The sequence below is a fragment of the Marinithermofilum abyssi genome (genome assembly GCF_014641195.1).
Classification (GTDB): domain Bacteria; phylum Bacillota; class Bacilli; order Thermoactinomycetales; family DSM-45169; genus Marinithermofilum; species Marinithermofilum abyssi.
Map to the genome: position 1 here is coordinate 58,422 of NZ_BMHQ01000012.1, position 20,227 is coordinate 78,648.

General features: G+C 50.5%; 20 protein-coding genes and 1 pseudogene. 17 read left to right on the forward strand and 4 right to left on the reverse strand.

The features are described from left to right. The first annotated feature begins 386 nt into the window (after positions 1 to 386). A complete protein-coding gene (locus tag IEW70_RS15005) occupies positions 387 to 656 on the forward strand; it encodes a pyrroline-5-carboxylate reductase dimerization domain-containing protein (RefSeq protein WP_188648729.1) in 270 nt (89 codons plus the stop codon). A 247-nt stretch (positions 657 to 903) separates the two neighbouring features. On the opposite strand, the gene IEW70_RS15010 is transcribed toward IEW70_RS15005, so the two are convergent. After that, positions 904 to 1,740, reverse strand: a complete 837-nt coding sequence (locus IEW70_RS15010) for a Cof-type HAD-IIB family hydrolase (protein ID WP_188648730.1) — start codon at positions 1,738 to 1,740, stop codon at positions 904 to 906. 227 nt (positions 1,741 to 1,967) lie between these two features. Between IEW70_RS15010 and IEW70_RS15015 the strand changes: the two genes are divergently transcribed. The 6 genes from IEW70_RS15015 (at position 1,968) to IEW70_RS15040 (ending at position 8,050) form a co-directional block, all read left to right on the forward strand. Further along, the gene (locus IEW70_RS15015) at positions 1,968 to 2,525 is read left to right on the forward strand and encodes a uracil-DNA glycosylase (RefSeq protein WP_229752024.1); all 558 of its coding nucleotides are present in this window, start codon (positions 1,968 to 1,970) and stop codon (positions 2,523 to 2,525) included. 261 nt (positions 2,526 to 2,786) lie between these two features. Next, positions 2,787 to 4,490 (forward strand): ABC-ATPase domain-containing protein, encoded by a 1,704-nt coding sequence (locus IEW70_RS15020; protein WP_188648731.1) that lies wholly within the window; start codon positions 2,787 to 2,789, stop codon positions 4,488 to 4,490. An 11-nt stretch (positions 4,491 to 4,501) separates the two neighbouring features. Beyond that, on the forward strand, positions 4,502 to 4,936 hold the full coding sequence (gene rnhA, locus IEW70_RS15025) for a ribonuclease HI (protein WP_188648732.1): 435 nt from the start codon (positions 4,502 to 4,504) through the stop codon (positions 4,934 to 4,936). A 221-nt stretch (positions 4,937 to 5,157) separates the two neighbouring features. Beyond that, positions 5,158 to 6,330 carry a tRNA epoxyqueuosine(34) reductase QueG gene (gene queG, locus IEW70_RS15030; protein WP_188648733.1) on the forward strand — a complete coding sequence of 391 codons (1,173 nt, stop codon included), beginning with the start codon at positions 5,158 to 5,160 and terminating at the stop codon, positions 6,328 to 6,330. Between the two features lie 32 nt (positions 6,331 to 6,362). Then, a complete protein-coding gene (locus IEW70_RS15035) occupies positions 6,363 to 6,902 on the forward strand; it encodes a methylated-DNA--[protein]-cysteine S-methyltransferase (RefSeq protein ID WP_188648734.1) in 540 nt (179 codons plus the stop codon). A gap of 203 nt (positions 6,903 to 7,105) precedes the next feature. Next, a complete protein-coding gene (locus IEW70_RS15040; RefSeq protein ID WP_188648735.1) occupies positions 7,106 to 8,050 on the forward strand; it encodes an amidase domain-containing protein in 945 nt (314 codons plus the stop codon). Between the two features lie 135 nt (positions 8,051 to 8,185). Here IEW70_RS15040 and IEW70_RS18570 read toward each other — a convergent pair. Beyond that, a pseudogene (locus tag IEW70_RS18570) lies at positions 8,186 to 9,036 on the reverse strand (DegV family protein). Between the two features lie 182 nt (positions 9,037 to 9,218). Between IEW70_RS18570 and IEW70_RS15050 the strand changes: the two are divergent. Continuing rightward, positions 9,219 to 9,683, forward strand: coding sequence for a tRNA (cytidine(34)-2'-O)-methyltransferase (locus IEW70_RS15050; protein ID WP_188648736.1), 465 nt, complete (start codon positions 9,219 to 9,221; stop codon positions 9,681 to 9,683). 29 nt (positions 9,684 to 9,712) lie between these two features. Then, positions 9,713 to 10,459, forward strand: coding sequence for an HAD family hydrolase (locus tag IEW70_RS15055; RefSeq protein WP_188648737.1), 747 nt, complete (start codon positions 9,713 to 9,715; stop codon positions 10,457 to 10,459). Between the two features lie 281 nt (positions 10,460 to 10,740). Here the strand turns inward: IEW70_RS15055 and IEW70_RS15060 are convergent, their stop codons facing one another. Further along, a complete protein-coding gene (locus IEW70_RS15060; protein WP_188648738.1) occupies positions 10,741 to 12,165 on the reverse strand; it encodes an amidase domain-containing protein in 1,425 nt (474 codons plus the stop codon). Between the two features lie 406 nt (positions 12,166 to 12,571). Here IEW70_RS15060 and IEW70_RS15065 point away from each other — a divergent pair, with 406 nt between their 5' ends. Next, the gene (locus IEW70_RS15065) at positions 12,572 to 14,470 is read left to right on the forward strand and encodes a PrkA family serine protein kinase (RefSeq protein WP_188648739.1); all 1,899 of its coding nucleotides are present in this window, start codon (positions 12,572 to 12,574) and stop codon (positions 14,468 to 14,470) included. 44 nt (positions 14,471 to 14,514) lie between these two features. Further along, on the forward strand, positions 14,515 to 15,669 hold the full coding sequence (gene yhbH / locus IEW70_RS15070) for a sporulation protein YhbH (RefSeq protein WP_188648740.1): 1,155 nt from the start codon (positions 14,515 to 14,517) through the stop codon (positions 15,667 to 15,669). Positions 15,670 to 15,782: 113 nt separating this feature from the next. Here the strand turns inward: yhbH and IEW70_RS15075 are convergent, their stop codons facing one another. After that, positions 15,783 to 16,013 (reverse strand): hypothetical protein, encoded by a 231-nt coding sequence (locus IEW70_RS15075; RefSeq protein ID WP_188648741.1) that lies wholly within the window; start codon positions 16,011 to 16,013, stop codon positions 15,783 to 15,785. A 239-nt stretch (positions 16,014 to 16,252) separates the two neighbouring features. Here IEW70_RS15075 and IEW70_RS15080 point away from each other — a divergent pair, with 239 nt between their 5' ends. The 6 genes from IEW70_RS15080 to IEW70_RS15105 all read left to right on the forward strand — a co-directional run bounded on the left by IEW70_RS15080 (position 16,253) and on the right by IEW70_RS15105 (position 20,050). After that, positions 16,253 to 17,059: a transporter substrate-binding domain-containing protein gene (locus IEW70_RS15080; RefSeq protein ID WP_229752025.1), complete on the forward strand. Its 807-nt coding sequence runs from the start codon at positions 16,253 to 16,255 to the stop codon at positions 17,057 to 17,059. A gap of 68 nt (positions 17,060 to 17,127) precedes the next feature. Next, positions 17,128 to 17,817, forward strand: coding sequence for an amino acid ABC transporter permease (locus tag IEW70_RS15085; protein WP_188648742.1), 690 nt, complete (start codon positions 17,128 to 17,130; stop codon positions 17,815 to 17,817). A gap of 18 nt (positions 17,818 to 17,835) precedes the next feature. Next, positions 17,836 to 18,588, forward strand: a complete 753-nt coding sequence (locus IEW70_RS15090; protein ID WP_188648743.1) for an amino acid ABC transporter ATP-binding protein — start codon at positions 17,836 to 17,838, stop codon at positions 18,586 to 18,588. A gap of 234 nt (positions 18,589 to 18,822) precedes the next feature. Next, complete coding sequence (gene msrB, locus IEW70_RS15095) at positions 18,823 to 19,272, forward strand: peptide-methionine (R)-S-oxide reductase MsrB (RefSeq protein ID WP_188648744.1); 450 nt, start codon at positions 18,823 to 18,825, stop codon at positions 19,270 to 19,272. Further along, the gene (locus tag IEW70_RS15100) at positions 19,269 to 19,508 is read left to right on the forward strand and encodes a hypothetical protein (protein WP_188648745.1); all 240 of its coding nucleotides are present in this window, start codon (positions 19,269 to 19,271) and stop codon (positions 19,506 to 19,508) included. Before msrB ends, IEW70_RS15100 begins: the two co-directional genes overlap by 4 nt. A gap of 56 nt (positions 19,509 to 19,564) precedes the next feature. Beyond that, the gene (locus IEW70_RS15105) at positions 19,565 to 20,050 is read left to right on the forward strand and encodes an acyl-CoA thioesterase (protein WP_229752026.1); all 486 of its coding nucleotides are present in this window, start codon (positions 19,565 to 19,567) and stop codon (positions 20,048 to 20,050) included. Positions 20,051 to 20,227: the final 177 nt, after the last annotated feature.

A 20,227-nucleotide genomic window follows, 5' to 3' on the forward strand; every position in this document is an offset into this window, starting at 1 on the left:
ATTAATTAGACATAAACCTTGTACGAGTTCTTCATTTATTTCATATTCATACAAAGATAATTCATACACAGTAACTTAATGAAAGCACCGAAGCAGGGGGTGAAGGTCACAATCCTTCCCGCAGTTAAGCGCCGATTCGCAGCCGGCGAAATCAGGGGCTTTTATTTTTATGGAGGTAACAAAAAGGTAATTGCTGTCAATATGTAAAGTGAGATAAATTAATAAGTGGAAGAATCATGTTTGTTCGTATTTTATAGATAGAAGAAGTTGGATTCCAAGACACCTTTGTTGAGAGTTATAATGATAAACCTATAGAATTTTATTGTGTTGTTGGACGAAAATCTGAAAAATGATCCCTGTCGAGGGATTACCGTCGGAGATCCATAATGAAAATGTTGGCTAAAATGAAGCCAATCATCCGGGATCCATTCGTTATTACCATTGCTGCCGGATATGATGTCCAATCACTGGAAAAAACTTTATCCCCTCGGTCCCAGCAGGTGGCGACTCCCGGAGGAGTCACTGCTGCCGGACTGGAGGTACTGGACGAGGGGGAATTTTCCCGTTTGCTCCATAATGCCGTCCATGCGACAAACCAACGGGGAAAAGAAAATGCCGCCAAATGTGAAAAAACGCCATTCCTCAACGATATATGAGGATGGCGCTTTTTTCTGTCCGGTCCGAAGCGATGACTGAGGCGTGAGCCAAAGGAAGAGCTTGTGTACCCACGGCAACAAGCATCCACTGGGCATGCTTCATTTCTTAGTCGCTTTGCTATGGCTCGCCTTCCGTTTCCTTAACGCTTTGTCACTGAGTACGTCGGTCAGGTCACTACTTGGTAGAAGAGTCTTCTTTTTCAAAAATGTGCTTTGTGAGTAGCCTCATTTATTGTTTTTTTGTTTATCAAGAAGTGTGTGCGGATCGGGATGGGATATGCAGCAAATGCTCCTGGATAAAATGACCGACGGCACCTTCTTCGTTGCTGACCGTAATCACATCGGCGGCCTGCATCAATTGAGGGTGAGCGTTGGCCACGGCGGCGGAGATCCCGGCTTGCTGAATCATTCGCAAGTCATTCAGATGATCGCCGATAGCCGCGGTTTGTTCCAATTCCAGATCCAATCGCTCGGCTAATGTTTGCAAAGCAGCTCCTTTGGATACATTTTTTGGCATCACTTCAAAGTAGTGCGCGGAGGATTGCACGAACTCGACTGGGTAAGTGGTGGTATTGCCCCATTGGTGCAACTCCTTCATCGCCGTTTCATCAGCCACGGCAACCAGTTTGATCAAAGGTACAGGGGGGAGTTGGCTGAAGGAGCTGATCATTTCCAAGTGAAACTCAGCGCTGTCCAAGCCGGCTTGGGCCAAGGGACCGATGCGGGTCGCATACACCGTGTTGGCTGTGTAGACAAAGGTGTCTACAGAGGGGGCGGTCCGTTGGATTTCCTGCAGCGCGGACAGCACGACATCCCGCTCCAAATGAGCCACTGGAGTTACTTGCTGACTATCCGGTTCAAAAATCAGCGCTCCGTTACACAAAATCACCGGCAGATCGACCCGGAGCTGCTGAATAAACCGCTGGGCTTCCCGGTAACTGCGGCCGGTTGCCAAAGTGAACCAGCCTCCTGCCTTCCGAAAGCGGTTGATGTGTTCCCGGTTTATTTCCGGGATCTCCTTCATGGCGGTCACCAAGGTTCCATCGATGTCGGAGACCAAGAGACGATATGGCAAATGGGACATGGAATCATCTCCTTTTTCCCGTTCAAAACCAACCTTATCTCTTCAATATAAAGCCAGCGTGAATGGCAAGTAAAAATGCAATGGACCTTTCGTCAAACGTTCCGTCCATTATAACATATTTGAGAGAACTTCTGGTTGTCGATGGGCACAAAGACCTATGCGATAATAAACCATACATCTATGTATGCAATCATCCTGATTTTTATGGGGTTGAGGAGGAAGAGATCGTGGACTTGCTCACGATAGAGAAAACCTATGCCGGATGCACCCGCTGTCCCCTGCATGCGAAGCGGACGCATATCGTGTTTGGGGAAGGCAATCCGGCCTCTCCGCTGATGTTTGTCGGGGAAGGGCCGGGCGCAGATGAAGATCGGCAAGGACGTCCCTTTGTAGGAAAAGCCGGGCAATTGCTGAACAAAATGCTGGCAGCGGCGGGGATTCCACGGGAAGACATCTATATTACCAACATCGTCAAGTGTCGTCCGCCGGGTAATCGAACGCCGACGCCGGAAGAGATGGGCACATGCATCACGATCCTGAGGGAACAGTATCGGGTGATCCGCCCCAAGCTGATCGTAACACTGGGCTCTGCACCGACCCGGGCGATGATCGACCCGAAGGCGAGAATCACCCGTGTGCGGGGACAATGGTTTGAGCGAAAAGGAGTCCGCATGATGCCGACGTTTCACCCGGCTTATTTGTTACGTAACCCCGACAGCAAACGAGAAGCATGGCAGGACTTTCAGGCGATCCGTGATGCCTATCGGGAAGTGTTGGCCATGTAGATCACCCGCATACACCATCGGTTTTTCTGGACACGATGGATCATCTACATATGGGCTGCCGAATGCTCCCTCGGCGTCCCGTAATCGACCAACAGGGCTGACAGTTGAGAATCCAAGTGAGCCGGGCAGTCATTTGCAAAATACCTCGTTCCATTTGTACCATAAGTGTCAAAGACCCTGTCTTCGGGTAAATGAGTTGGGGTACTATGTACTATAGCATCCTTCGTTCCAATATTTTGCTTTCCCAAGGAGGAATCGGGTTTGAAACAACTGCAGCAGATTCTGCACCGCATTGACGGTCGAGGATATAAAGCATACAAAGACATCCAGGGGGAATACCGCTTCCCCGATTTCCGGCTGTTTATCGATTATGTCCAAGGGGATCCTTTTGCTGCCCCTTCCCGGATTCGGGTGCGGATGTCTCAGGAAAAAGCCCGTTACCTTCGAGAATGGTTTCAGGAAACCCATCGACGAGTTGCTTTGGAAGATTGGATTACCCGTTTGTGGGCTCAAAAAACGGCTTCGTATTCCCATCAGGTGAAGGGAACGGGAAAAAGCGGATTGATCGCGGTAGACAAGCCCGGGCAGGAGATTCTTCCCCGTACATCTTGCGTGGTCAACGAAGATTATGTGGAGGTGCGGATCACGGTTGGTTTGCCGGCACGGGGACGGACGGTGCTGGGCCGCAAAGCGGAAGAAATATTGTGCCGCCTTTTGCCCGAGATGGTGAAACAGACGTTGCCCGCTCACGCACTTCAACCGGATCAAGTGGATAAGCGCATGCGCCTGGTGGACAATCAGCTGGCGATTCGCCGCTTCCTCAGCGAAAACGGTTGGATCGCCTTTGTTGCCAACGGGTCTGTCTTGCCCCGGGAAAGCGGGGTAAGCGATCGCCCCTTGAACACGGGGCGGGTGATTCCTTTTCAAGCGCCGGCTTCCATGGAAGTCGCCGTTGAAGTTCCTCACGGGGATCCGATCAAAGGCATGGTGATCAAAGACGGGATTACGCTGATCGTAGGCGGAGGATATCACGGCAAAAGCACACTCCTGAAAGCTTTGGAGCGCGGTGTCTATGATCATGTGGAAGGAGACGGCCGGGAGTACGTCATTACCGACCGGCAGGCGGTCAAGGTGCGTGCCGAAGACGGACGACGGGTGGAAAAGGTGAATATCTCTCCCTTTATCAACAACCTTCCCTTCGGCCGGGATACGGTTCGCTTTTCCACAGAGGATGCCAGCGGCAGTACATCCCAGGCCACCAACATTATGGAGAGCCTGGAGATGGGAGCTTCCTGTTTGCTGATTGATGAAGATACCAGTGCCACCAACTTCATGATTCGGGATGGACGGATGCAACAGCTGGTGGCAAAGGGGAAAGAGCCGATCACCCCGTTTATTGACAAAGTACGGCAACTGTACGAGGAAAAAGGGGTGTCCAGCATCCTGGTCTTGGGCGGTTCAGGGGACTATTTTGACGTGGCCGATACGGTGATTATGATGGATGAGTATCTCCCCCATGATGTAACGGAGGAAGCCCAATCCATCGCCAGGGACCAGTCCAACAAACGTGTTCGCGAAGGCGGCGATCGCTTCGGCGAAGTGACGCACCGTGTTGTGTTGGGAAAAGGATTTGACCCCCGGAAAGGGAGAAAAGAAAAAGTAGATGCCAAAGGCCTTCACTCCATTTTGTTTGGCCGTACGCTGGTGGATCTGTCCGGGTTGGAACAGCTGGTGGATGTCAGCCAAACCCGGGCGATTGCAGAGATGATGCGCAAGCTGGGCAAGGAAGCGGATGGCAGAGCAACGTTGAAGGAATTGGTGGATGATCTGTATCAGCGGATGGAGAAAGAGGGACTGGATGTGATTTCACCATTCCGGGGACAGCATCCCGGGGATCTGGCACTGCCGCGCAAACTGGAAGTGGCAGCTGCGGTTAATCGTCTTCGCACCTTGCGGGTAAAATGAGGAGGAAACCGATGAAAGAAGTGATTATTTACACGGACGGGGCTTGTTCGGGAAATCCTGGCCCCGGCGGTTGGGCGGCGGTGTTGCTGTATGGAGGGCACCGGAAGGAGATCTCGGGCGGAGAAAAGGAGACGACCAACAACCGCATGGAATTGCAGGCGGCCCTGGAGGCGTTGCAACGCTTGAAAGAGCCTTGCCGGGTCAAGCTGCACACCGACAGTGCATACCTATTCAATTGTTTTAGGCAGGGATGGTACCGCAAATGGGAAAAAAACGGTTGGATCAACAGTAAAAAAGAACCGGTGGAAAACAAGGATCTGTGGCAAGCATTGCTGGAGCAAACCCGCAAACATGAAGTCGAGTTTGTAAAGGTCAAAGGGCACAGTGATGTCGAGTTGAACAATCGCTGTGATGAACTGGCCCGTGCTGCGGTACCGAGAAGTTAGTCGGTTTCATCCGCATCACGAGCAACCCGGTATTTACCATCGAGCTCCAGTGTAAAACGACGCCGCAAAACGTTTCTTTTGGTTAAGAATGTAACCCAAGCCAAAGTTTTAAGCATGTGGACTTTGCCCCCCAGATAAAATAACATTATGATCCGGTGTCGATTCAGGGCGGACGGGCTAGGTTCATGTTATGATAATGGAAACGGGAGGAGGTGATGGAGATGAAATGGCAGCCGGAAGCAATAAAGCGTGAGCTGATTCAAGCAGCCAAAGATTTAAACATCGATAAAATCGGGTTTGCTTCTGCTGATCCCTTTGAGGAACTGCGGGAGCGGCTTCTTCGTCATCGGGAACTGGGCTATGAATCCGGATTTGAAGAGCTGGACATCGAGAAACGGACGGATCCGCGAAAAACACTGCCGGAAGCCAAAACCATCATCGCCATCGCCTTGGCCTATCCTTCCAAGATGTCTGATCCGCCTCGATCGGAACCGGGTAAATATAGGGGGGTGTTTTGCCGGGCATCTTGGGGAGAAGATTATCATCGCGTGTTGCGCCGCAGATTGGAAGGGCTGAAAAAACGGTTGTTGGAGATGGTCCCGGAGGCTGCTTGTGAAATCATGGTGGATACCGGTGCTTTATCGGACAGGGCCGTGGCGGAACGGGCCGGGATTGGCTGGATTGGGAAAAATACCGCGTTGATTACGGAAGAGTTCGGTTCATGGGTGTATCTTGGGGAGATGATTACCGATGTGTATATTCCGCCGGATACACCGGTGACCGAGGGGTGTGGGGATTGCACCCTTTGCATCGACGCTTGCCCCACCGGTGCCCTGGTAGCGCCGGGGCAGCTGAATGCCCAGGCTTGTTTGGCTTACCAGACCCAGACCAAAGGGTTTCTTTCTCCGGAATACCGCGACATCATCGGCAACCATCTATATGGCTTTGACACCTGCCAGCTCGTTTGCCCCAAAAACCGCAAGATCAACTTTACCCACCAGGAAGAGTTCCGGCCAGATCCTGAAAAAGTGAAACCGTTGCTTCAACCTTTGCTCACCATGAGCAACCGGGAATTCCGAAAACGATTCGGCAATATGGCCGGTTCGTGGAGAGGAAAAAAGCCGATTCAACGTAACGCCATTCTTGCATTGGGGCATTTTCGCGACCATACGTCAGTGCCTTTGTTGATTCAGCTGTTGCAGGAAGATCCCCGGCCGGTCATCCGAGGAACGGCTGCATGGGCTTTGGGCAAGATCGGCGGGCCGGAGGCCGAAGATGCCTTGCGGCAAGCCAGGGATACAGAAAACGATCCAGATGTACTCCGGGAAGTGGATGAGGGTCTGATGTTGTTGAAAGAAGATCAGCGATCCCACAATCGCAGAGGGCTGGGTTGAGGAAGCAAGCAGAGATGGAGGAGGCACGTTTTATGGCTTCGGGTTCTCGTGTCGTGGCTTGGAGTGAGATGGACAGTCCTGTCGGTCCCTTGACTTTGGCATGGAGTTCCATAGGGTTGTGCCGACTTGAGTTTGGCAACGGTGAATCCTCACTGATGTCTCTCAAGGTGTGGCTAAAAGAATGGTTGGGAACCGTACGGCTCGAGCGGAACGATGTGGAGCTAGCCCCTGTTATTCACCAGTTGCAGGAGTATTTTGAAGGAAATCGGCGGGAATTTCACATCCCTGTTGACTTGCACGGCACCTCTTTTCAAAAGCTGGTATGGCATAAGTTACAGGAAATCCCGTATGGAGAGGTGCGTGCTTACAAGGAGATCGCCCTGGAGATGGGGGCTCCCAAAGCGGTGCGTGCCGTGGGTGGAGCTAACAATAAAAACCCCGTTTCCATCATTGTTCCCTGCCATCGGGTGATCGGTTCCAACGGTTCGCTGGTTGGTTACGGAGGGGGACTAAAGATCAAAGAGTACCTGCTTCAATTGGAAGGATCCCTCCCTCGCGAAGAAAGAGCATAATCTCTTTACCCGCGCAGTTCTTTGCTCTGATTTCTATTTTTCACCGTACAGAACCACTTCAAGCTGACGGAGTCATCGCTCCGTCTTTTTTTTATCATCAGAGCGGCCTTTTCACATCCTGCTCAAGTTCCTAATCATACCCGTCATCCCTTTCCTCATAAGATGATGACAGAGACGTTTTAAGGGTAAAGGGGTCGGTGCCAATGAGGAATCGTGTTTGGAGACAACCGGTGACCGCTTGGTTTCGCGGGCTGAATCAGCTGTGGGTGGAAGGAAACACCGACCGGATTTTTTGCTGGGTCAAAGATGAACAGGCAGATTGGGTTCAGGCGGAACGGGAGCGCTGGCGAAGGATCCGGGAGCAGCAGGATGAGCGTGAGTTGAAACCCTTAAAAGGAGAAACGCGGATCCAGGTGATCCGGGAAGAGGAAGCGGCAGTGGAACAGATAAAGATGGAGGTGCTTGTTCATCATCGGTATCTGTCCACGGTTGCCGGTCATTTCTTGGAGCAGGAAGAAGTAAATGGGTATCGTTTGCAGTTGGAGGAAGGGGCGAACGGGTGGGAGATTTCCCATTGTGAACAAAACCGGGAACGTGCTAGTGATGCGGGCAAAACCTGGTCCTACTATCACCCGCCGGAAGAGCATGTATCTTCCCGATCGGGGTATGACCGGATGCGTGCCGTGCAGTATGCCGAAACCTGGTGGAACGGCCACAATCCGCGATACGCCAAATTTGCGGATGATTGCACTAATTATATCTCCCAGTGCTTGCATGCCGGCGGTATTCCGATGGAGTTTACGATGCGGCGGGATCGAGGCTGGTGGTATAAAGGCAGCCGGGATAATTGGAGTTACAGTTGGACAGTGGCACACAGCTTTCACAATTATCTGGCCGGCGGTGGGAATGCCCAAGCTCGGCCAGTGGGATCGCCTGGAGAGTTGAATCTGGGAGATGTTATTTGTTATGACTGGGACGGTAACGGGCGGTGGCAACACAACACCATCGTAACCGCCATCGATCCGGCCGGAATGCCCCTGGTCAACTCCCATACGGTGGATAGTCGGCACCGTTATTGGGATTGTCGGGATTCGTACGCATGGACTCCTCGAACAAAGTATCGTTTCTTTCAAATTGGGAACAGCTGATGCATCCCCGTTCGGTTGAGCGGGGATAGCTGATTTAATGTAGGATCCCTCGCAGGTGAAAGGTGACAGGTGTCGTAAAAAGAGCCCAAACGCGATGTCTGGGCTGGTAATGGTAACAGGGCTGATGGCTGTCCTTCATTCTTCATCGACGGGATTGATCACAAGGCCGAGAAGGCCGGGCCCCGTATGGACCACCAGTGCAGGGCTGATGCTGCTGAAATACAATTCGCATACGTTTTCCATCTCTTTCAGCCGTTCCTTCAGTGCTTCCGCTTCTTTCTCCGCTCGTCCTTGCAAGACGGTAATCTGTGCTTTGGTATGCTCAATCTGCTCCATGATTGGTTCCAGCAGCTTTTTGATGGCCTGCTTTTTGCCTCGAGCCATGGAATAAGGGAAGTATTTCCCGTCTTTGTCGATGGAGATGACCGGCTTCAGGTTAAGCACGGAGCCCAGTACGGCAGCCACCTTGCCGATCCGTCCGCCTTGCTTGAGATATTCCAAGCTGTCCACAATGAAATACCCTTTGATTCGCTCTTTGGTTGACTCGATTTTGGTCAGGATGTACGGTAAGGAATGTTCTTCTTAATTAATTGGGCAGCTTCGATTACCAGGAACCCCAATACCCAGGACAAGCCTTTGGAATCGATCACATCGATCTTCATCTTTTCAAAGTCCTGAGAGATCACCTTAAATGTATTGAAGGTTCCGTTCAATCCGGAGGAAAGGGCCAGAACGATGCAATGGGTGTACCCTTGTTCCTCCAGCCGTTGAAAAGCAGCATGGATATCTTCGGGGGAAGGCATTGAGGTGGTGGGTACCTCTTCTTCCAGACGGTCGTAAACTTGCTGAGGTGTGATGTCTACGCCGTCCCGGTACTCTCCTTCCTTGTATATCAGACGAAGCGGGATCACTTCGATATCGAACTTTTTTAACATATCCACGGGTAAGTCGCAGGAACTGTCCGTGACCAGTGCAATTTTATTCATGTTGAACCCCCTTTGATGGTACTTTCAGTATATCGGCCGAGGCTTGTGTCATCAATGACCGATATTTCGTCCTTCTTTGTCAAAGGATGGCAAAAGGAAAAAATCACCTTGAGCCGTTTTGATTTAGAAAGTTTTTCGGTACAATAGAAAATGGACATATCAGGTAAAGGGTGTAGAAGAAGATGTCGTTTCATATCTGTCTCGTGGAACCCGAGATTCCCAACAATACGGGCAATATTGCCCGCACCTGTGCGGTGACGGGTTCGGTTCTGCATCTGATCCGGCCGTTGGGTTTTTCGACGGATGACAAGTATCTGAAACGGTCGGGAATGGATTATTGGTATCAGGTGGATGTACGCTACTATGATTCTTTTGACGAGTTTGCGGATGCCTTTCCAAAAGGGCGCTTTTTTTGTGCTACGACGAAAGCGGACAAGCCTTACACTTCTTTTCGCTTTCAAAAGGGGGATATCTTCGTTTTTGGCAAGGAGAGCAAGGGGTTGCCGCCGGAGATTTTGGAGCGCTACCGGGAAACGTGTATGCGGATCCCGATGAAGCCGGCCTTGCGCTCCCTGAACTTGGGGAACTCTGCCGCTATCATTGTATATGAAGCCCTTCGGCAAACAGGCTTTCCGGATATGTTGTAACGAACAAAGATAGACAGGGGAGAAACGCGATGATCAAAGTGTGTTTGTTTGACCTGGACGGAACTTTGCTGCCCATGGATACCGAAGCGTTTGTAGAAAAATACATGGGGACATTGGCACCTTATGTGGCCGATGTGATCCCGCCGAAAGAGCTGGTTTCCCTGATATGGGACGCGACCAAAAAGATGATTGCCGATACGGATCCAACAAAAACCAACGCCGAGGTGTTCGAGGAGCGGTTTTTGGCCCAGTCCCGTTTGGAAAGGGAGGAGATTTGGCCCCTTTTCGACCGGTTTTATGTGGAGGAATTTCCCAAACTGAAAACTTACGCGCAACCGACCCCGATCTCCCGCCAAGTGGTGAAAGCCGCCCGGGAGAAAGGGTATAAAGTAGTGGTGGCGACCAATCCGGTCTTCCCGCGGGAAGCCATTTTGGAACGCATGCGTTGGGCGCAAGTGGATGATCTGGTTCATTGGGCGACGGTATACGAGGAGACGCATTTCTGTAAACCGCAGCCGGGTTACTATCGGGAAATCGCGGAACGGTTGGGCGTACGCCCCGAGGAATGCGTCATGATCGGCAATGATATGCAGGAAGATATGGTGGCTTCCACGGTAGGAATGAAAACCTTCTTCTTGACGGAGTGCCGGATTGACCGGGGACAGCCCAAGTATCAACCGGATCAGGAAGGAACGATGGAGGAGCTTTTGACAGCGATTCGCGAAGGAAAAGGGTTGTTCGCAGCGAGCGGCTCCGCCAGCTCGATAGGGAAATAGGAGGAAGTGGAGGCTGCTGATTAAGCCTTTCTTAAGGGCGAGCGGAATCCTCCCCATTTCACTAGGGTAGATGTAAGCGAGCGTCGGTCGAGGGGAGTGTTATCCCCTCGCAGACCGACCATCCTTGTAGACGATCAGACTATATGTTAAAGAGAAATCCCATGAAATATAGCCGAATACCACCGTGCCCTGTGGGTACTTGTGCCGGGTGCAACACAGGTTTTTCCTGTTGCTCAACAAACAAACCCAAGCCTCCCGAACAGGAAGGCTTGGGTTATTCGTTAGTTTCGCGTAATGTTGCTGGCTGTACCCATTTTCCAGGCATAGACATCATAGCCGGCAGCGAACCAGAGAGACAACGGATGGTCTTTCCGGTCAGTAGTGTGCTGGGTGACGTAGACTTGGCCGTTTTCGATCTTGGTGACGATGGCGGTATGATCGATATCACCGTCGTTATCCAAGTCCCCTTGCACAATGTCGCCCACTTTTAATTCAGACATGTTCTCGGCCTGTTTGGCTCGAACTTTCATGTGTTTGAACAAGCTGTTGGCCAGCCCCCAGGAGTAGGACGGCTTTTTCGGTTGATTGTAGTAATACCAGTAGTAGAGATAGCTGGGACCGCTCTTCCATTGTTTCAGCCCACCGGCATACATGGCCTGGGAAACAAAGTTGGTGCAGTCGTACCAGCAGTTGTAGCAGTCGCCGTTGGCTTTGCTGTAGTAAGAGTATTGCGCGTTATTTCGTTTGTCCCACCATTGGTAGGCATAGTCGCGGGCTTTGGCGCGATCATAACCATTGGCTTCCTTCATCGTTTCCTGGGCTTGAACGATGTTTTGTTCTTGTTGTTGCTGATCGGCGGGCTGCTGTTCATCCTGGACAGGCTGCTCTTCCGGCTGATCTGGGTCGGTAGACGGCAGATCCCCTTGCTGATCGGCAGAAGGCTGGTCACCGGTTGTTTGGTCAGCATCGGTATTGGGTTGTTCTTGGTTTTGAGAAGGCTCCTGCCCCGAGCTGGTACCTTCTTGATCCTCTGGAGTTTGCTGGTTGTTCTGATGCTCATCCTGGGCAGGCGACTCTTGTTGTTGCTCGTCGTTGGTGTTTGGCTCCGGTTTGGCCGTACCCGGCTGCAGTTTAACCCCTTTGTCTTTTGTCGGGAGCAAATCCCGCAGCAGGTTGCGCTCGGCCGGGGTCAAACCCTTGGTCTTCGCTTTTTGTACCAATTGCTTGATTTGCTGGTTTTTCAGTTTGTTTTCGTATGCATCCACTTGTTTAGCCAAAGCGATGATTTGCTCCCGCTCGGTCGGAGACAAAGAAGCCAGGTCGGTTGCCATCCCTTTGATGTAATCCCGGTATTGCTGGTTGTCCAGGTCCGGCTTTACCGGTGCCTTCTCTTTCGCGGCTTTCTCTTTTACTTTTTTGATCGCGGCTTGGTTATTGGACTGAATCTCTTCTTTTTTCGTTTTGGACTCATTGTAATACGAGATGCTATGGATCAGTTCCTGATCCGTTTGCGGATCCTTGGTCACTTCCTCGGGAAGGTCCTGAGGAGACTCGTTATCCAATGCGACGTCTCGGGCAGGTTGTTCCGATTTCGTCAGTTTCTTCACTTTGTCGGAACCGCCAAAAAAGGCATCAGCAAATAAAAAGGAAGAACTCAAGGCTATTGCGACGACTATCCCTGAAGTTACCAGAATTTTTTTCTTCAAGCGCCATTCCCCTTCTCCACGTTCAATCTACGAAAATTCTTCCAAGCATTTAATATGATATTTTTCGTGCCAGAATCCGTCAATAGACTGAAATGCCTAACCATTTTCCTTTGAAACCCTTTCAGGAGAAGGTGAGTGACACGCTTATGCATGTTCATGCAGGTCCGGCTTTTTCCACTCCTTAGAGAAGGAGTAGCTGTTTTTGGGAACTAAGTGAAAGAAACATTGTCCCTCGATTCGCATACATATATAGTATCCCTCGCCAACACTCTTCCGGGGTCATTGCTAGATTGTGAAAGGTTTTCTCCCGGACAGAAAAGGCATCATGTACCTAAGGGACATTGAATACCATGGATAAAAATGCGTTGGAGAACAACAGTCAGAGCGGAGCTGAGGGGAGGCTTCTATGGACATCTTAAAACGCATTGCCGAGCAGCGGGAAAGGGAAGAGAAGCTGGCCTGGGAAGGAACTTTCAGTGATTATCTGGCGTTGGTCCGCGAGCGCCCGGAATTGTCTCAAACAGCTCATTCACGCGTGTACAACATGATTGCTGACGGAGGAGTCGAAAAGGACGCAAACGGGAACACCAAATATTTGTTCTTCAGTCGGGAATTGTTTGGTCTGGACCGGGCGATCGAGCGCCTGGTGGAGGAGTATTTCCACTCGGCTGCACGGCGTCTGGATGTCCGCAAACGCATCTTGCTGTTGATGGGGCCTGTCAGCGGCGGAAAGTCTACCATCGTTACCTTGTTGAAGCGAGGGTTGGAACAGTACTCCCGTACCGACAAAGGAGCGGTCTATGCGATTAAAGGGTGCCCTATGCAGGAAGATCCCCTGCACCTGATTCCCCCACCGCTTCGGGCGGAGGTGGAACAGGAGCTCGGGGTGCGCATCGAAGGGAACCTGTGTCCATCCTGCCGTCTGCGAGTGAAAGAGGAGTATGGCGGACGGATCGAGGATGTACCGGTATACCGGGTCTTGTTGTCTGAGGACGACCGGTTGGGAATCGGTACATTTAGTCCGTCGGATCCCAAATCCCAGGATATTGCAGACCTGACGGGCAGTATCGACTTTGCTACCATTACCGAGTATGGTTCCGAGTCGGATCCCCGTGCGTATCGGTTCGACGGGGAGCTGAATAAGGCCAATCGGGGTCTGATGGAATTTCAGGAAATGTTGAAATGTGATGAAAAGTTTTTATGGAACCTGTTATCTTTGACGCAAGAAGGAAATTTCAAGGCAGGGCGGTTTGCCCTGATTTCAGCGGATGAATTGGTGATTGCCCATTCCAACGAAGCGGAATACAAGGCGTTTATCTCCAACAAGAAAAATGAAGCTCTTCATTCCCGGATTATTGTTATGCCGGTACCCTACAACCTCCAGGTATCCCAGGAGGAAAAGATTTATGAAAAGCTGGTCAAACAAAGTGACCTAGGGCATATTCATATCGCTCCTCACAGTTTACGGGCAACAGCGATTTTCACGATTTTGACCCGGTTGAAGGACTCCAAAAAACAGGGCATCGATTTGTTAAAGAAGATGCGGCTGTATGACGGAGAGTCTGTAGAAGGGTTTAAGGAAGCCGATGTGGAGGAATTGCACAACGAACACTTGGACGAAGGCATGACCGGAGTAGATCCCCGCTATGTGATCAACCGGATTTCCAGCGCCCTCATCCGGACAGAAGCCCCATGTATCAATGCGCTAAATATCCTACGGGCGATCAAGGAAGGATTGGATCAGCATCCCTCGATCAATCGGGAGGAGCGGGATCGTTATCTGAATTTTATATCAATTGCCCGGAAAGAATATGATGAACTGGCCAAGAAGGAAGTGCAGAAAGCTTTCGTTTACTCCTATGAGGAATCGGCCAAGACCTTGATGGACAATTATCTGGACAACGTGGAAGCATACTGCAACTGGTCCAAGATGAAAGATCCCATCACCGGGGAAGAGCTGGAGCCGGATGAGAAGTTGATGCGCTCCATTGAAGAGCAGATCGGCATCTCCGAAAACGCCAAAAAAGCCTTCCGGGAAGAGATCCTGATCCGTATCTCTGCTTATGCCAGAAAAGGGAAAAAGTTCGACTACAACAGCCATGACCGTCTGCGGGAAGCGATCCAGAAAAAACTGTTCGCTGACTTGAAAGATGTGGTTAAAATCACCACTTCCACCAAGACGCCGGATGAACATCAGCTCAAAAAGGTCAACGAAGTGACCGCTACCTTAATCGATGAGTACGGTTACTGTCCCACCTGTGCCAATGAATTGTTGCGCTATGTGGGTAGTCTTCTCAACCGTTGAGGCACCAACCGAATCATTGGGGACAAGGATGGGAGGTGAACCCAATGTCAGAACCGCTCTTTATCGTCTCCCAGGAAGATTGGTCCCTGCATCGCAAAGGGTACCAAGACCAGATGCGGCACCAGGAAAAAGTGAAGGAAGCGATCAAGAAAAATCTCTCCGACCTCATTTCGGAGGAAAACATCATTTTGTCGGATGGCAAGCAGATCGTCAAGATCCCCATTCGATCCATGGAAGAGCATCGTTTTCGCTACAACTACAACAAGGGAAAACACGTGGGGCAGGGAGACGGCAAAAGCCAAGTGGGTGATGTTATCGGCCGGGAACCTGCCGGCAAACAAGGGGGCAAAGGCCAAGGCGCCGGTGATCAGCCGGGAGCAGACTACTATGAAGCCGAAGTCCCCGTAGAAGAAGTGGAGAACATCCTGTTCTCGGAGATGGAACTGCCCCGTCTGCAACAGAAGGAAGAAAGCGAGATCGTCACCCGGGACATTCGTTTCACCGACGTCCGTAAAAAAGGTTTGATGGGCAACATCGACAAAAAACGAACCCTTCTCGAAACACTCAAACGAAACGCATTGCGAGGAAAAAAGGGCTTCGGCCCGATTTCCGACAATGATTTGCGATTTAAAACGTGGGAAGAAACCGTTATTCCCCATTCCAATGCCGTAGTCATCGCCATGATGGATACCAGCGGCAGTATGGGAGTCTTTGAAAAGTACGTCGCCCGCAGCTTTTTCTTCTGGATGACCCGATTCCTCCGGACCAAGTATGACAAGGTAGAGATCGTCTTCATCGCCCACCACACCGAGGCCAAAGAAGTATCCGAAGAACAATTCTTCAGCAAAGGAGAAAGCGGAGGAACCATCTGCTCCTCCGCTTACCGCAAAGCCCTGCAAATCATTGATGAGCGCTATTCACCCCACAAATACAACATCTACCCCTTTCACTTCTCGGACGGTGACAACCTGACCTCGGACAATGAAAAGTGCATCAAGCTGGTGCGGCAGCTGATGGAATGCTCCAATTTGTTCGGATACGGAGAAGTGAATCAGTACAACCGCCACTCTACCCTGATGACCGCTTACAAGAATTTGAAGGATCCGAAATTTATGCACTATGTGATCCGAGAAAAAGCTCAGGTCTATGATGCTTTGAAGCATTTCTTCGAGAAGAAGCCGGAGGGTGCGGTGGTATAGGGGAAATACAAAAAAGGTGAACAGGCACAAACAAAACCGCCTGCCGTGGGAGGGCGGTTTTGTTTATGGATAAACCGCACTGTCGAATGCGAAGGCCAGGCTGCTTTATTCCTTTAATCTCCCTCGAAAAAAAAGAATCCAGCTACGGTCAATACCAACAGGGTGCCGAGAAAACTGAGGATCACCCCGCCGATATCGCCGATGAGCGGCAATTGACCGGGAGCGAAGAAGGCGACGACCAATCCGATCAATGCGAGCCACAGGAATGTTTTTAAGGTGAGTTTGAGAAGCTTCCAAAAGATGAAAGCAAAGACGAGACCGATCAGGATGTGGGATAGATCCATGATGTTCACTCCTTATCGATAAAATAAGACCGTTTATATGACAAGGAATATGTACATACAAAATAATCATTCGATTACATATATACAAAACGGACCACCCGATGGGAGTGTTTCGTTTCTTGTTCAATGAAAAAGTTGTTGTCTTAAGGTTTGACATTTCTTGATCCCTTGGCTAAGATAAAGGAAATTAAACCGCGAAAACCTACCTATTAACTACGGATTAATGGAGTGAAGTTCAATTGAAACGGGTAACATGGATTGTCCTAATAATTTTCTCCTTGCTAGTGACGACGGCTTGCAGCATACAAAGTCCCCCGCAAAGCAAATCCTCTGACACGAATCACCTGTTGGCCGACATCAAAAAACGGGGGGAGATCCGCATCGGTACGGAAGGGGCCTACAAACCCTTCAGCTTTCGAGATGAAAAAACCAATCAACTGACCGGGTACGATGTGGATGTGGCCAAGGAAGTAGCGAAGCGTCTCGGGGTCAAGGCCAAGTTTGTCGAAGGTCCATGGGATTCCATGTTGACCGGATTGAAGACCGGGCGGTTCGACACCATTGCAAACCAAGTCGGGGTCAGAGCAGACCGCAAGAAAACCTTTGATTTTTCGAAGCCCTATACCGTGTCCTACGCTCAAATCGTGGTCCATAAGGATAACAACCAAATCAAGGGCTTGAAAGATGTCAAAGGAAAACGGGCAGCGCAGACGCCCACCAGTAATTACGGAAAGATGGCCAAACAAGCCGGGGCAGAACTCGTCGCTTATGAAGATATGATGACTTCTTTGAGGGATGTTGCCGCCAAACGGGTGGATTTGAGCATCAACGATCGTCTGGCGATCGCTCAAGTGATGAAAAGCTCCAATCTGCCTTTGAAAACGGTGGGAGAACCCTTTGAAAAAGGGGTTTCCGCTTTCCCTGTCCCCAAAGGCAATCAGGATCTGGTGAAGGAAATCAACAAGGCACTGGATGACATGCGGAAGGACGGAACGTTGGCGAAGATATCAAACAAATGGTTTGGTGAAGATGTCTCCAAGCCGTGATGGAAGAGCCTCGGATGCTGCCCATCCGGGGCTTTTCTAGATACTAATAAAAGGAGAGGCGTATAAACTTGGACGTATTACAACAGATCCAATGGGAGAACTTATTCAATCCGCAGCTGGCATGGGAATCATTCCCTTTCATTATACAAGGTTCGGTATACACCCTGTCGCTCAGCTTGGTAACTATGGCGATCGGCTTGATTTTAGGTCTTTTTACGGCAGTTGCGCGCATGTCCGGCAATTTGGTGTTTCGTTGGCCGGCTCGCGCTTACATTTCCGTGATCCGCGGTACCCCTTTGTTGGTGCAATTGTTCATCCTGTACTTTGGTCTCACCGTGACCGGAATTACACTTACTCCGGTTACTGCCGCATTGATCGGTCTTTCTCTCAATGTGGGAGGTTATACGGCTGAAACGATCCGGGGGTCCATTTTGTCCATACCGAAAGGACAGTGGGAAGCAGCAAAATCTCTCAATATGACTTACTGGCAAAGTCTGAGACGGATTATTATTCCCCAGTCGGTTCGGGTGGCACTTCCGCCTCTGGCGAATACCTTTCTGAGTCTCGTCAAAGATACGGCTTTGCTGTCCGTGATCACGGTTCCGGAGATGTTGTATCAGGCGAAAATCGTAGCCGGGCGGACTTATGACTACATGACGGTGTATATTTTGGTGGCTGCAATCTATTGGGTCATCTGCACCATATTGAATATTTTCCACGAGCGGCTGGAGAAGCGTTACGGGCGCTATACGGTATGACAAAGAGGAGTGTCGGGATTGATCGAAATCAAATCATTGCATAAGCGTTTTGGAACAGCGGAAGTATTAAAGGGGATCGACCTCAAGGTAAACAAAGGAGAAGTCTGCTGCATTATCGGTCCCAGCGGTTCCGGGAAATCCACATTGCTGCGATGCATGAATCTCTTGGAAATCCCCTCCGCCGGGGAGCTGACGTTGGCCGGTATACGGTTGTCCTTCGGTGAAAAGCTGCCCAAAGAGAGGGAAGTCCGACTTCTCCGGGGAAAAACGGGCATGGTTTTTCAAAGCTTCAATTTGTTTCCCCACAAAACTGCTTTGGAAAATGTGATGGAAGGGCCGTTGGTCGTGAAAAAGATGGATCGGGCCCCATTGAAGAAACAAGCGGAAGCACTGCTGGCCAAAGTAGGGATGGCGGACAAAAAGGACGCGTTTCCCTCCCAGCTTTCCGGCGGTCAGCAGCAACGTGTGGCTATCGCCAGGGCTTTGGGCATGGAACCGGAAGTGCTGTTGTTTGATGAACCGACCTCGGCTTTGGATCCCGAGTTGATCGGCGAGGTTTTAAAAACGATCAAAGCTCTGGCGGAAGAAAATCAAACCATGGTCATCGTCACCCATGAGATGGGGTTTGCTCGGGATGTGGCGGATCGAGTGATTTTTATGGATGAGGGGCGGATTGTGGAACAAGGGGCCCCCGAGAAGATATTTTCCAATCCATCCGAGGAAAGAACACGCAAGTTTCTTGCGAAAATGCTGGAAAAAGAACCCTGTTGAGATTCCACACGCGTGAAGGCGTGGGATTCTTGGGTAGTTAGCGTCCTCCATCAAGCAACGCCGTTTTTCATCCCACGATGAAAATACTCCAAGGGTACTTCCTATGGGCGCCGTGGGCTTTCAGTCGGCGCTTTCTGTAAATCTGTCTCCTGTCGGCGATACAGCCGTTGTATTTGAAATGGCTCGATTCCAATGGGAGAATAAAGACAAACCCGTCAGCTGGGAGGAATACAAATGCCTGATAAGCCACGCCGTGAGGAATTGAAAAAACGGCTCACCCCCATGCAGTACGAAGTGACGCAAAAGAACGGAACGGAGCCGCCCTTTCGCAATGAATATTGGGATAATGAGCGAGAGGGGATTTATGTGGATATCGTATCCGGGAAGCCCCTGTTCAGCTCCAAGGACAAATTTGACGCCGGGTGCGGCTGGCCCAGTTTTACCAAGCCGTTGGATGAAGAGGAGATTGTGGAGAAGCTGGATACCAGCCACAATATGATCCGGACGGAAGTGCGAAGCAGACAGGCGGACTCCCACCTGGGCCATGTCTTCAATGACGGGCCGGGACCGACAGGACTTCGCTATTGCATCAACTCTGCTGCTCTTCGCTTTATCCCCAAGGAAGATTTGGAGAAAGAGGGATATGGGAAGTATCTGAAGTTGTTTCAGGAAGAAGCTGATTGAAAAAAGAAGAAAACACGAACGCCCGCCGGGAATATGGCGGGCTTTTTGATTTCCCGGCTGAGTCCTGTAGGGATAGGCGAGTCGTCTGTTCCAACTTCCTGATCGGCCGCTCTCTTTTTCTGCGGGTGAGCATTTGTTTTGTGAGGAGGTTATTAAATAAAGGGAATAGAAATAATGAAATAAATACATTTTTGATCGGTCTGAAAACCCGTCGAGAAGAATGGAACACAAGGTGAAAGCCGCCCTAAAAGTGCTACAAGAGGCTTGCGGTATCAGGACAGGAGGGAACAAGGTGAAACCCGTACCTGCAGAACGGTCACGAACAGTGAAAACCTCACTGGTGTTGCCGCCGGACACCAATCAACACGGGACTATTTTCGGCGGAAAAGTATTGGCGTATATCGATGAAGTGGCGGCGATTGCTGCCATGCGTCACTCCCAAAAGCCGATCGTGACAGCCTCCTTCGACTCGGTGGATTTTTTGTCCCCGGTGAAGGAAGGAGATACGATTAATATTGAAGCTTTTGTCACCTGGACCGGTCGAACATCCATGGAGGTGTTCGCCAAGGTGACTTCGGAGAAATTCCCATCTGGCAAAGAACGGTTGACGGCCACATCTTTTGTGACGATGGTGGCGTTGGATGAAAACGGGAAACCGGCTCCTGTGCCGCCGGTCGAACCTCATACTGAAGAAGAAAGGGAATTATATCAGACAGCCCCCGAACGGCAAAAGCAGCGAAAAGCGCGGAAAAAAAATTGGGGGACTGGAAACGGATGAGCCTCTTTACCCTGCTAAAAAGCTAAAATATGATATACAAGGTGCTGGTAACCGCTTTCTCGTGGTTTTTCTCGGGATCGCGGTTCTTTTTTGCCCTGATTTTCCACATGTACTGATGAGGCGATCCTGTTATACTTGACTAATATATACAGACAAATATGCGTTTGGAGTGGACAC